We start from the raw sequence: 12,904 nt of genomic DNA on the forward strand, positions 1-12,904 counted from the left end.
GTGATGCTCTGCATAGTAGGTGAGTGTGTAGTTGGTTTGGCTCACCATTAGGTATTGGCAGTAGTCTAAGCGTGTGAGTGGTTTTTTTGTCATGCCTTATGCTACTATAGTTTATTCCCCTTATGCAAAAAAAATTACGGTTTTGCGTAAGTCCTAAATTAGTCTACGCGAAGAGTTTAGTGAGGATGGGTCTAAGATTGTTTTTTCGCCCGAGGATTTAATTTCTAGCTCTATTGACGTTGCATCCTTTTGGATTTTCAAATCGAACATGTCTCTATTTCTAAAGTCATCGCTTCTTATTTTATCATATTCAATAAGAAATGGTGAAACTCCGGCAATCTCTTGCAGCAAGTATTTCTTGACGATATTTTTTGCCAGATCTCCAAGGAAAATATTCTCAAACCGCTTATGAGGGAATCGCCCTTGCCAAGTATCTGCCGTGTGGTTCGCCTTCTTTAAAGCAGTGCTTTTTGCCCAATTTATTTCTGCAGGCACATCGGCGACAGTGTATTTCTCTACTAGCTTTCCGTTGTTTAACTTGATTCTCATGATTTCCCTTTGTGAAACACAATCATTTTCCGCCGAAGAAATGCCTCCTGCAACTGCGGAGGCAATCAAGGCTTAGATTTTTCTGAATTTCCTAAGATGCCGGTATCTATTGTTTGACCAACTCCATAAGTCGGCCAAAGCTATCCACTACGTCATACTTCACATTTTCAGGTGAGTGGCGACGGTTCATCTCATCGAAAAACTTGCGAGCGCATTTGATCTTGGTTTTCTCGATCTCACGCAGATCCATCGAGGACATCGATCCTTTGGTTTCTGCGACGAAGTAGATGTGCTTCACCGCGCCTTCCTTAAACGAGATGGCCCAGTCTGGGTTGTAGTCGCCGACCGGTGTCGGGATCAAGAAACCGCGCGGCAACTTGGCATACACGACGACCTCAGTGCTGGCCTCCAAAGCCTCCGCAAAATCGCGCTCTGGCTTCGATCCGGAATCCGGCAGCACGAAGTCGTAGATGTGGTGTCTGGGCGTCTTGACTGCGTTGCTGAAGTCCTGCTTGGTTTGTCCGGCAGTGAAGATGTCTAGATCGAACTTGTCCTCAACCGGATCGTAGGCCAGATGCTCGATGATGACGGTGGCTTTCTGCTCGTTGATTAGGCGTATCGCCTCGGCAATGAAGCTCTCTGGATTAGTCTTGAACTGCGTGAATACAGCGGTGCTGAGCCCCTTGAGGATTTCGGTCACCGTACGCCGTGTCAGCAGGGTGCCTTCTGCAAGTTTTCCGATCAGGTCATACTTGACCCCTGAATGGATTGAAACGCGGTTAGTTTCCGTCTCAGAGTCCTTCAATTCAAAAGCTTTGCCGCCCTTGATCCCATCGTAGGTCACAGCGGCTGCCTGTTCACCGTGCTGGATGGTGTACTGCAACGGGGTCACACGAAGCCCTGCATCTTTGTCGTTGAGTGTCTTGACCGCTTTCTGCACCAGCTCGTCGGAGTTGAAGTCGACGCTGTACGCCGCTTTACGGTTGATCCGATTCCAAAGCTCCTTGAACTCCTGCTTCTCAAAGTTGGCGTTTAGCGGGTTCTTCTTGGGCTTGCGGTCGTCACCAATTTCGGGCAACAGGCTCTCGCTGAAAACACTGTCAATCAGTTTGAACACCTGCTCGGCATGTGGTGCCAACTCGGGGGGCAGCGCAGCCAGCGCGCCGTCTTTCTTGGCCTCGTGGTACGCGGTGGTGATGCGATCTGCGTCGTCGGTGTAGTCGTGCTTGAGCAGGTACTTGTAGATCTGCTTAGCGAGTTGCGGTGTGACCTCGACATCACCAGTCGCTGTCTTCAGAACTTTGCCGGTGAAGTAGGCCTCATTCGCCAAGCGCGGACGCGCCGACAGCGACTCGCTGATGTCCTTCTGCAGCGCCGCTACGAAGTCCTTGTAGCTCTCGCTGGCCACCACAGTCAGCACGTTCACTTCGTGTACCGTGGCCGGGTGATCCATCCTGTCACCGCTTTGGTTGACGGACAGTCGCAAGCCACGTCCCACTTCCTGGCGGCGGGAAATTGTGTTGTCACTGTGCTTGAGCGCGCAGATCACAAACACGTTCGGGTTGTCCCAGCCTTCACGCAGGGCAGAGTGCGAGAAGATGAAGCGCACGGGCTCTACGAACGACAGCAACCGCTCCTTGTCCTTGAGGATCAGGTCGTAGGCGTCTACGTCGTCAGAAAGTCCCGCGTTCTCGCCACGCGCTGCGACCTTTCGGTCGGCCAGCCGTTTGCTCTTCTTGTCGATGGAGAAATAGCCGCTGTGCGTTTTGTCGGCAGAAATCCCTTTGAGGTATTTGACGTACGGCGTCTCATCCAGCTCCAGCACCTCGTTGAGGTAGAGCTGGTACTCCTCCTCGAAGATGCGGGCGTACTCACCTTTTTCGTCGGGCTGCGAGTAGTCTCGGTACTTGACCACTTCGTCGATGAAGTAAAGCGTGAGCACCTTCACGCCTTGCTGGAACAGCGCCTGTTCCTTGTCGAAGTGCGCCTTTATGGCCTCTCGGATCTGTATGCGGCGCAGCGCGGCCTCGGTCACATCACCAGTCGCATCCCCGACGGTGAGCTCAACGCCATTGGTGAAGCTCAGGGTGTCGGAGTTGGCGTTGATATCGGCTACGACAAATCCATCTCGGTACTGATCGAGCCCGTTCGACAGATCGAACAAGTTGTCGCCTTTGGAGAGCTTCCTCACTACCCGCTTGATGTTGCCACCCGCCAGTTTTTGCTCGAACTCCACACGCGCCTCTGGCGGCTTCTTGCTCGAAATCTCGATGGACTGCAGGTACAGATAACCCGCCGTGCCCGCTAGCCCCTTCACCGCGATGCCGCGCACGGCAATTTTTTTCACCAGCTTCTGGTTGTAGGCGTCCAGCGCATCGAGACGGTGGATCTTGTTGTGCGTAGTCTTGTGGGTGGCCGAGTAGCGCAACACCATCAACGCCTTGAACTCCTCCAGCGACTTCAGCGTCTCCTCGCCTTCCATCTTCTGAGGCTCATCCAGGATCAGGATCGGGCGGTTGGCGCTGATCACGTCGATGGGCTTGCGCGACTGGAAGTCGTCCAATTCTTCGTAGATCCGGCGAGCATCTTTACCAGTAGCATTAAAGACCTGGACGTTGATCACCATCACGTTGATGCCCGCATCCGAAGAGAAACTCTCCAGGTGGTGCAGCTGCTTTGAGTTGTAGATGAAGAAGCGTGCCTTCTTGTGATAAGTCTCCAAGAAGTGCTCGGCGGTGATCTGCAGCGACTTGGCCACGCCTTCACGGATGGCGATGCTGGGTACCACGATGATGAACTTGCTCCAGCCGTACTGCTTGTTCAGCTCGAAAATGGTCTTAATATAGCAGTAGGTCTTGCCCGTGCCCGTTTCCATCTCGATGTCGAGATTGACCTTGGCCACCTTGGTCTTGACCAGTGCGTCCGACACGGGCAGATTCTGGCCGTGCTGCACGGCTCGGATGTTGTCGAGCAGCGCTGTTTCCGACAACGTGAAGTCGGCGTTGCGGAATGCGGCTTCCCTTTCCGCTGCAGCTTCAGGCGAAGCGGCCTCCAGCGCGAGCGCCGCTTGCGGGCTCGCTGGGGCTGCTTTCTGGCTGCCTGGATCGAGCCGATAGCGAACGCCGCCATGATGCGGAACCTGTCCCTTGAAACAGTCCACTACTGCCTGCACGGCCGCCGTCTGGTAGGCCTGCGTCTTGAATTTCAACTTCATCGCCGCCTCCTCAAATGCATTTCACTTCGGTTGCAGGCGACAAGAGCTTGAAAATCTGCTCCACATTGATTTTGACCGCACTGTCCTTGAAACCTGCATCGCGGAACACCACGCGCAGTGGCTGTCGCTTGGCAAGCTCTTTGACAAAGGCCTCATCAATACCGCCATGCGCATCAAAACAGGCGGCTAATGCATTTTCATCAACAAAGAACACTTCCTTGTCCTGCATGGTTTCTTTGGTAATTGGCAGCGCCAAGTCAACGCCCCAATCGAGCATCACCTGGAACAGCAGGTCTTCCGCCGTGCGGTCAGGCTTGATGTTGTCAACCAATAAGTCAAGTTGATCTTTTTCGATTTCGTCTGGGCGATAGTAAACATCCGCCAAATTCGACGAATCGATTTTTAGAACCCGAAAGCCAAAATCGAATACTCCAGCTGCCGCTTGGTGTACGGTTTTTCCAGCTCGTCTAATTCTCTCCTTTGAGATTTCTGCTATGGTCAAAGGAAGATTATTTTTCGATAGGAAGTCGACCGCTGGCTTATGCTCCTTCTTGGCTCCGTCAAGCGGCTCTGGTATCTGAATGCCAATCAATTTCAGATTCTTCCCATACTCGAAAGCTGCTTGGAATGTTGATCCGGAGCCGAGGAAAAAATCAAGGACAACATCTCCTTCTTTGCAATTCGCAATCGCCATCAAATTGCGAATAAGCTTTGGAGGCTTCGGGTTGCTGAATGTGTTTTTGGTTCCATCCATCAATTCGGTCAGCACCGAATTCCCCTCCTGGTTATGGCCAAATTGCTCATGGCTCCACCAGTTTGTTGCGCATTGACCCTCCTCTTCGCGCTCGAATTTAAAGTATTTTTTACGCGGAGATCCGTTCCCATTATTTGGGAAGATAATTCTATTGTCTTCAAGAAGCTTCTTGTAGGTGGCTTCTTCTCCCATCCACTCATCATCAAGACGGTTTCCGGTAGGGGTGACAATTGTGTATCTTGAGCCACTTTGATCGCTGCCCACTTTCCAAGGCTTAGATGCCCAATCACCTCGTGGGTCGTTGTCTGGGTTCGAAAAAGCTCCCGTTAGTTCGACTTTACCCACCCCGGCAGCTTTGTAGACCCATTTGTCTTTTGCGTAAGCAAGGATGTGCTCAGCGACCAGACCAATCATTTTGGTTGGGTCGTTCGGTTGATTGCTGCGGCGGCGCCAGTGGATGTGCCCTTCAAAGTTATCTCTTCCAAAAATCTCGTCGCAGATATTCCGCAGGTTTGCAACTTCCTCGTCGCCGATGGATATAAATATCAATCCATCATCTCTAAGAAGATTTCTGGCGAGCTTAAGTCGGGAGTACATCATGCTAAGCCAGTCCGAGTGATATCGCCCGCTGCTGTCTGAATTCAGTATAAGACGAGCGCCAGCTTCGTCTCTCTGGTTTGATCGCGCAAGATAAGCAGATGTATTTTCGGCGAAGTCATCTTCGTAAATAAAATCATCTCCTGTGTTATAGGGAGGATCAATATAGATCATTTTAATTTTGCCGAGATAAGACTCCTGAAGCAGCTTTAGTCCGTCCAAGTTGTCTCCCTCAATGAACAAATTGCGCGTTTCGCCGAAGTGCAAGCTCTCCTTGATATTTGGTCTTAGCGTCTTCGCGATGGGGGCGTTAGCAGCGAGTAGAGCCTCTCGTTTCCCTGGCCAGTTTAGGTGGTAGCGCTCTTGCGGACCTTCAGTAATCGACTCGGCCAACTCCTGTTTCAATTGGTCGAAATCGACGGCCAGCGTCACGCTTCCATCTTTACCCTTGGCTTCCGTCACGCAACCCGGAAACAGATCGCGAATGCGTGCGATGTTTTCTTGCGTGAGGTTGGGTGAGTGCATTTTGAGTTTGGTCATGTTGGTGCCTTTGGTTGCTTTGCTTCCACCATATCGGGGTTCAGCGGGTTAATTGTTCAAGCTCAGATTTCAATTGCCGCAGGGTTGCGTTGATTTGAACCTTGCGGTTGAATTGTTTTTCCTTAGCTAATTTTGCCTGTGTTTTTTCAATTTCACGCTGCTTGGCTTGTGCCCGTTCAATGCGCGCAATCCAGTCGGACAAGGCCTCCTGTGGACGTGCTGGCAACGGCATTAAGCCTTGCAGCAGGACGGCGTACAGGTGGGCCATGTCGAGGGCCACCGGCATAGCCGTACGGGCAGTTGCCGCAGGCATCCAGTCGCTGGTGAAGTAGCTGGATAGCACCCAGCGACTGGCATCGGCTTCGCTCGGGCGCTTGTAAGCCGCCACTACCTGCGTTTTCGCCTGATCGCCCTGGCCTTGGTGTAGTTCAAACATGATCGGGAACTGCACCGCGCCATCAATGCAGCGGAGCACGTCTTCGTGCAGCTCGGTGGACTTGAGCTGGATGCTGAAAATCTGGATTTCCGGCACACCGGGCCGCGCAGGCAGGTTGATCGTCTCTGGGGCGAGCTTGTACTGCCAGACGATCTGCTCGACCTGCTCGACGAACAGTTCCTTCAGCCGGGTGTTGGCCCCGCTGTGCTCATAGATTTTGTTCTTGGGCAGCACGCGCCCGAAAGCAGCTTGCTTGGGGTAGGCGATCAGCGCTGTTTTTTTTGTGGTCACTCCTTGACTCATCCTGCCTCCTGAATCACGAGGAAGCTGATGAGTTCGAAGTCGTCCAGGCCGGAGATGGTGTCTGTCAGTGCTGTGGTCTTGCCACCGCTGAACAGGCTGTCCAAATCCTTTTCTTCCGTCACCTCGATCATCGAACGGATGGACTTGCCCAACAGGTCGGAGTACGGCTGCATCCGGCGGCCATCCGCCGTTTCCTGATTGAAGCGCTGGCACACGTCGACGATGGGTTTGTCCTGGCCCTTGCAGCAGGTACGCACTAGATCGAGTAGGCGCTTAACCTCGGTGTGATCATGAATGACCTCTCCCTCGCGGTTGATGTAGACGAGGTAGTACGGATGCAGGCGGTTGTGCTGGTTGAGGCTGATCCCAGCATTGCGATTGCGCAGCGTGAAGATCGTGCCCGGCCGCAAGCCCATCTCAGGTCTGGCGGGAACGACGGCGTGCATCCCGTTGGGCACATTGCTCAGTTCGCCCTGGGCTTTGACGTAGTTGAGCAAATCCATGCGGAAGTCGTTGAGGCCCAGGTCGGTGATGGAGACACCGGTCTTTAAATCCTCCAGCTCGATGACTTCCTCCTGCAGGCGACGTAGTTGTTCCTTGCGGTATGACACGTCGTTGGCCTGCGCAGACAGCACGTTGTCGTCACCTGTGGCGGTCACGTCAGCGATCATCATTCGGCTCTCGACGCGCTCTTTGAGGTTGATGTACTCGTCGAGCGAAATGTCGGGCCAGTAGTTGACCAGCTGGATGCTGCTATTGGGCGAGCCAATGCGATCTATGCGCCCAAAGCGCTGGATGATGCGTACTGGGTTCCAGTGGATGTCGTAGTTGATGAGGTAGTCGCAGTCTTGTAGGTTTTGGCCTTCGGAAATGCAATCGGTGCCGATCAGCAGGTCCACCTCGTGCGGCTCGTCTGGCAGTATCAACGCCTTCTCTTTAGAGCGAGGGGAGAACAGGGTGAGCAGTTCCTGGAAGTCATAGTTGCGCTTCTGAGTTTTGCTCTTGATGGTGGACTGCGGTGCCCCCTTGCCGGTGACCTTGGCGGTGTGGATGGCGAGCGTAGCCAGCAGCTCCGGCGCAAGGTTGGCGTACAGGTAATCAGCGGTGTCAGCAAAGGCTGTGAAGATCAGCACCTTCCTGTTGCCGGGGTTGATTGGGTTTGCAATCTTGCCGAGCAGTTGTGCTTTGAGGTGCTGCAACTTGGCGTCGTCCTGCGGCGTGATCTTGTTCATCGAAGCCAGCAAGGCATCGATGACCTGTAAGTCCACCTTCAGTTCGTGCTCCCAGGACGGTAAGTCCATGTCGGCGAGGCTGATCTTGATCTTGCTGCCGATCTCGCCGATCTCGCCGATCTCGTCGCCAGGCATTGGCAGCTCATCGTCCTCTGCATCCAGCACTTCCAGCACTTCCGTGAGGTCCCCCACCGTGACCGCGCCGCCGGATTGATTGAACGCAGCGATCTTTGCGAGGGTGGCTTCGTTGTTGGCCCGCAGCGATTGCAGCGTTAGCCGGAACGACTGCACCGAACTTTCAAGCCGTTTGAGCAGGTTGACCGTCATCAGGGCCTGCAGGCTCTTTTCGCGGTCGGCTTGGCGCAGCGTGCCCTTGCCGCCTACCTTGGTGTCGTAGATCTCCTCGTACTTCTTCAGACGGCTGGGCAGGATGTAGCTGATGGGCGCATACACGGCCAGCTTGAGCAGTGAGAGTTGCTCGAAAATTTCATTGAAGCCCAACACATCCGACCGCTCGGTCAACGGGCAGTGAAACGACAGCGGTTTGCGGCGCTCCGGAAATTGACCGATGTCCTTGGTGTCGTAGAAGGTCTGGATGTGCTTACGCGAGCGTGCGATGGTGACGCTGTCCAGCAGTTCGAAGAAGTCGAAGTCCAGTGAATCGAGGATCGCACGCGCGGTACGTTCTTCCAAGGGGAGCTTCGACCACGCGTTGAACGCTGCTTGTGCGCCTCGGAAAATTTCCTCGACGCTTCTGTCCGTGCGCAGCTTTTTTGTGAGGTTTTCGGAGTTGCCTTCGTAGGCCAGGGCCAGTTGGTTGCGCAAGTCAGTAAAGCGGTTGTTGACTGGCGTGGCCGACAACATCAGCACCTTGGTCTTGACCCCTTCTTGGATCACCTTGCGCATCAGCTTCTGGTAGCGGGTTTCCTTATCCTTGTAGGCGTCGTTATTGCGGAAGTTGTGCGACTCATCGATGACGACGAGGTCGTAGTTTCCCCAGTTGATTCGGTTCAGCGGCGTACCGAAGGACTCGCCGCTGGTGCGGGACAGATCCGTGTGGCAGAGGACGTCGTAGTTAAACCGGTCGCGGGCGAAGATGTTGGTCTTGAGGTTGCGGTTGTAGTTCAGCCAGTTATCCGCGAGCTTCTTGGGGCAGAGCACCAGCACTGACCGGTTGCGCAGTTCGTAATACTTGATGACGGCCAGTGCGGTGAAGGTCTTGCCCAAGCCGACGCTGTCCGCCAGGATGCAGCCGCTGTAGGTTTCCAACTTGTTGATGATCCCTGTAGCAGCATCCTTCTGGTAGTTGAACAGCTTGTTCCAGATTAGGGTGTCTTGGTAGCCCGTGCGGTCGTTGGGCAGGACGTCTTCGTCGATGTCGTCGAGGAACTCGTTGAAGATGTTGTAAAGCATCAGGAAATAGATGCTCTCGGGTGAGTTCTCTTGGTAGACCGAGGCGATGTGCTCGCAAATCTGCACAGTCACGTCCTCCAGCTTTTCGGGGTCGTTCCAAATTTGATCAAATAGGCTCAGGTACGTGGCAGCAAAGAGTGCCTCGTCCATCTTGTTGACGAGGTTGGAAACCGCATTGCCTTGCTGGTACCCGAGATCGACAGCGGTGAACCCGTGCAGGGGCATGTAAGCCGTGTCGGTGCCGCCAGCCTGCACGCAGGCGAACTGCTGCATCGGCGCTTTGGTGCGGTTGCTCTTGAATTTGGCCTTGCGCCGTATCCACTCAGCACACTCCTTAGCCACCGCCCGCTGGGTGAGCTTGTTGCGCAGCTGGATTTCAAACTCGCTGCCGTAGAGGCTGCGCTCGCGGTCGAGCTTGGGGATGTGGAACTCCTTTCGCTCTTTGCGAATCTTGTCGGTGACCTCGTTGGCAACAAAGGTGGGCGAGGTGAAGATAAAGTCCAGCTCGTCAATTTTTCCCAGCTCGGCTTTCAGCGCCTCGAAGGCGTACATCGAAAAGCACGAGGCCGCGACCTTCAGGCGCGCGCCTGGCCGGAGGGTCTGCTTGAGATCGTCGCCAAGCAACCTGCTGATATTGTCGATCAGTTCCATCAGTCACTTACCCCCGAATCCTTGTTGGTCAGATTGGTAGCAATTCATTCGTCCAGGTCGCTGCGATGGAAGCGCCACGTGCCGCCTAGCTTGAAAGCGAGAAGCCTTGCCTTCGGCTGCGAGACGGTAGACGGTGCGCTTGCCAGCCTTCAAGTAAGCGGCTACCTCGTCCAGAGTCAGGATTTCACCTTCCAAGTCTGCCATCGTCTCGCCTTTGCCGTTGATGAATATAAATTGCCAAGATTTGCCAATTTTTCCATATAACGGCGAATTAGGCAAGAGGCTGGGCGAAGAAAAACAGCCAAATCGTCGAATCGACGGACTCAGGAGCCATGCGTTACTATCTGGTTCTGAAAGCGGACGCGGGTTCGGTTCCGTGTTCCGCCACCATAATGTGAAATCCCAACCTGAACCGTACCGAGATTGTCGGAGACCCAGAACTCTGAGACAATACCGTTATGAAAAACAAACAATACTCAACTGAAATCAAGACTCGAGCCGTTGAACTACTCATCGACTCACAAAATGAACCGTACTAAGAAAATCGGAGACAGATTATCTTGAGTCAAGCAGCATAGCTTGACCGATTTAATGAACGATAGTAAATATTTTCTGCCTCAACAGGTGACAAATATTCATTAGTAGAATGTAATCGTTCATGGTTGTACCAGTGTACCCAATCAAGGGTTGCCGATGCAACATCCTTTACACCCTCCCATTCATGTTTAAAATAATCAATTACCTCCGTTTTGTATAGCCCATTCACACTTTCAGCAAGAGCGTTGTCATAAGAATCGCCAGTCGTACCAACCGACAATGACACGCTTAAATACGTCAATGACAAAGGCGGTATAGACCCAGCCTGTTTTTGTCTTGATGTGGTGAAATCAGCCACCCATACTTTTTTAATCCGTGCAAGCAGGTAGCTGTGGTTTTGTTTACGGCGACTTTGTTTTTCTGGGTTGTCCTGTTCGTCTTTGATACGATAGTAGGTGGATGGGGCGATTGGCAGGATTCTGCAAATCGACTCGACCCCATATAAGGATTTCTCATCATCAATGAATTTGACCATCACTTGCGTGGGCGGTCGAGCTCCGCCTGGGCGAAAAAAGCGGCGGCTTTACGAATGATTTCGTTGGCTTGTTTGAGTTCTTTATTTTCTCGTTCAAGTTCCGCAATGCGAGTAGCCTGGCTTTCAACAGTTACGGTAGTGGGATTTTGTTTGGCTAGGTGCTTTTGATGCCATGAACGAAGGGTTTCAGGTGTGCATCCGATTTTGGGTGCTATGGCTTGTATGGCTACCCATAGTGTGGGATAGTCTTTTTGTGAGTCGATGAGTAGTTCAACGGCTCGAGTCTTGATTTCAGTTGAGTATTGTTTGTTTTTCATAACGGTATTGTCTCAGAGTTTTGGGTCTCCGATTTTCTCAGTACGGTTCATTACTTTGGGCTTGATGGTGAATAATACTTTGGTCACAGTGAATCGTTATCTAAATGAAAATGATGCAACAATACAACTCACTATTATCAATGCCAAACTGGTAAAAATGACCGATTATTATCAAACATGGCAAATCATTGATAGTAAAAATCCACCTTTAAAACAAGCAGATTTTACCATCAACGAACGTTGGCATGGCTATCAAAAAGACATTAAAGTCAATCAAACCTATCAAATTGTCTTGTATCAAGGTCGGTTTGATGATGTGTTTTTAAAAGAAAATAGCTTTAAAAGTGTCAACTAATTTTTGAAAATTTAAAACCGTTTGAGCGACAAATCAAGTCGCTTATTTTTAAAGTTTTCATTTTTTTTCAGTAAAAATATGGCATGATAACACAAATGAAAAATCAACTGAGATAACACAATATGACTGAAATGAATTGGATACAACTACTCAATGCCAATCGCCTTGGCAGCCACAAAAGCCATACCGAACAAGCCCGCAGCCCTTTTCATAAAGATTATGATCGGATTATTTTTTCATCCAGTTTTAGACAACTGAACCGTAAAACCCAAGTCCATCCATTGACCCAACAAGATGGTATTCATACTCGCCTAACCCACTCGCTAGAAGTGTCTTGTATCGGGCGTTCTTTGGGCATGATGGCAGCAGAAAAAATCAACCACGCCTTACCCAAATGGATTAGTCCCTATGATGTGGGTGCCAGTATCCAAGCCGCCTGTTTGGCACACGATATTGGCAATCCGCCTTTTGGACATGCAGGGGAATATGCCATTCGGGATTGGTTTGATGATGCCTACCAACAGCATCCTGATTGGTTTAGTGCTGAACAATGGGCAGATTTGCGTCAATTTGAAGGCAATGCCCAAGGCTTACGTGTGCTGACACGCCTTGATTATCACCCCAATGATGGCGGTATGCGATTGACTTATGCCACTTTGGGGACGTATCTTAAATATCCTTGGTTGAGCCAAGCACAACTCGATGGTGTTGCATCGCATCAACGTGCCAAATTTGGTTGTTATCGCAGTGAAAAAGATTTATTGGCAAAAATCGCTGAACAACTGGGTCTAATTCAGCTTGGTGAATATCACTATTGCCGTCATCCTTTGAGTTATTTATTGGAAGCAGCCGATGATATTTGCTATGCCCTGATTGACCTTGAAGATGGCTTAAGCCTACAGATGCTGGATTATGATGAAGTTGAAGGCATTTTGATTGCTTTGCTTGGCGATCGGGGTTTGCCTTTAGAATTGTCACAAAACACCACTTGGCAACAAAAAATCGCCGCCTTGCGTGGGCGTGCCATGAAACATTTGGTAGAATGCGTCACCGATGCCTTTAAAGCACAGCATGACGTACTCTTGCATGGTCAATTACAGCATCATTTATTGCATTATTGCCATCCCGATATCCGCCAAGGTATTCAAGATGCCAAAAATCTCGCTCGACAAAAACTCTATAATCACCGTAGCAAAGCCGATTTGGAGTTGCTCGCTCATAGTAGCTTACATCAATTATTGCATGCTTTTATTCCCCTTGCCTACCCACAGCATCAGGTTAGTTTTAAACAACAACGCATTTTGGTGATTTTACAAAGTCTAGGTATACATTTTGGTGATAATCATTTTGACAACGTGATTGCGGTATTGGATATGCTAGCAAAATGTTCCGACCATCAAGCCTATGCTTTGGCTCAAGAGTTACAGGGCAATAAAGTGGGCTTGTTATAATTTTTTAAATCTCAAGCCAG

At 51.3% G+C, this 12,904-nt stretch carries 8 protein-coding genes, 1 pseudogene and 1 other annotated feature; of the genes and pseudogenes, 2 read left to right on the forward strand and 7 right to left on the reverse strand.

The features are described from left to right. Nucleotides 1-153 precede the first annotated feature (153 nt). The 7 genes and pseudogenes from ACEYX7_RS03545 to ACEYX7_RS03575 form a co-directional block, all read right to left on the reverse strand. Nucleotides 154-618 carry a hypothetical protein gene (locus ACEYX7_RS03545; RefSeq protein WP_374805069.1) on the reverse strand — a complete coding sequence of 155 codons (465 nt, stop codon included), beginning with the start codon at nt 616-618 and terminating at the stop codon, nt 154-156. A 37-nt stretch (nt 619-655) separates the two neighbouring features. Beyond that, on the reverse strand, nt 656-3,763 hold the full coding sequence (locus tag ACEYX7_RS03550) for a type III restriction-modification system endonuclease (protein ID WP_374900210.1): 3,108 nt from the start codon (nt 3,761-3,763) through the stop codon (nt 656-658). A gap of 10 nt (nt 3,764-3,773) precedes the next feature. Further along, complete coding sequence (locus ACEYX7_RS03555; protein WP_374900211.1) at nt 3,774-5,654, reverse strand: site-specific DNA-methyltransferase; 1,881 nt, start codon at nt 5,652-5,654, stop codon at nt 3,774-3,776. A 40-nt stretch (nt 5,655-5,694) separates the two neighbouring features. Continuing rightward, nucleotides 5,695-6,393: a DUF4391 domain-containing protein gene (locus ACEYX7_RS03560; RefSeq protein ID WP_374900212.1), complete on the reverse strand. Its 699-nt coding sequence runs from the start codon at nt 6,391-6,393 to the stop codon at nt 5,695-5,697. Further along, nucleotides 6,390-9,689 carry an SNF2-related protein gene (locus ACEYX7_RS03565; protein ID WP_374900213.1) on the reverse strand — a complete coding sequence of 1,100 codons (3,300 nt, stop codon included), beginning with the start codon at nt 9,687-9,689 and terminating at the stop codon, nt 6,390-6,392. The genes ACEYX7_RS03560 and ACEYX7_RS03565 overlap by 4 nt, the downstream gene beginning before the upstream one ends. 3 nt (nt 9,690-9,692) lie before the next feature. Beyond that, nucleotides 9,693-9,893 (reverse strand): helix-turn-helix transcriptional regulator, encoded by a 201-nt coding sequence (locus ACEYX7_RS03570; protein WP_465246274.1) that lies wholly within the window; start codon nt 9,891-9,893, stop codon nt 9,693-9,695. Nucleotides 9,894-10,254: 361 nt separating this feature from the next. After that, nucleotides 10,255-11,078, reverse strand: a pseudogene (locus ACEYX7_RS03575) (integrase core domain-containing protein). Continuing rightward, nucleotides 10,687-10,803 (reverse strand) — a sequence feature (AL1L pseudoknot). (Overlaps the previous pseudogene by 117 nt.) Before the next feature lie 67 nt (nt 11,079-11,145). Between ACEYX7_RS03575 and ACEYX7_RS03580 the strand changes: the two are divergent. Both ACEYX7_RS03580 and ACEYX7_RS03585 read left to right on the forward strand, forming a co-directional pair. Continuing rightward, complete coding sequence (locus ACEYX7_RS03580; protein ID WP_374900214.1) at nt 11,146-11,433, forward strand: hypothetical protein; 288 nt, start codon at nt 11,146-11,148, stop codon at nt 11,431-11,433. Nucleotides 11,434-11,555: 122 nt separating this feature from the next. Continuing rightward, nucleotides 11,556-12,884: a deoxyguanosinetriphosphate triphosphohydrolase gene (locus ACEYX7_RS03585; protein WP_374804586.1), complete on the forward strand. Its 1,329-nt coding sequence runs from the start codon at nt 11,556-11,558 to the stop codon at nt 12,882-12,884. The last annotated feature ends 20 nt before the right edge of the window (nt 12,885-12,904 follow it).

The sequence above is a fragment of the Hubeiibacter jixunmingi genome, assembly GCF_041928215.1.
Lineage (GTDB): Bacteria > Pseudomonadota > Gammaproteobacteria > Pseudomonadales > Moraxellaceae > Acinetobacter.

Excerpts from the sequence above, each read along its gene's own strand:
- ACEYX7_RS03555 (WP_374900211.1), bottom strand. The coding sequence starts at position 5,654 with ATGACCAAACTCAAAATGCACTCACCCAACCTCACGCAAGAAAACATC.
- ACEYX7_RS03570 (WP_465246274.1), bottom strand. The coding sequence starts at position 9,893 with ATGGCAGACTTGGAAGGTGAAATCCTGACTCTGGACGAGGTAGCCGCT.
- ACEYX7_RS03560 (WP_374900212.1), bottom strand. The coding sequence starts at position 6,393 with ATGAGTCAAGGAGTGACCACAAAAAAAACAGCGCTGATCGCCTACCCC.
- ACEYX7_RS03550 (WP_374900210.1), bottom strand. The coding sequence starts at position 3,763 with ATGAAGTTGAAATTCAAGACGCAGGCCTACCAGACGGCGGCCGTGCAG.
- ACEYX7_RS03585 (WP_374804586.1), top strand. The coding sequence starts at position 11,556 with ATGACTGAAATGAATTGGATACAACTACTCAATGCCAATCGCCTTGGC.
- ACEYX7_RS03565 (WP_374900213.1), bottom strand. The coding sequence starts at position 9,689 with ATGGAACTGATCGACAATATCAGCAGGTTGCTTGGCGACGATCTCAAG.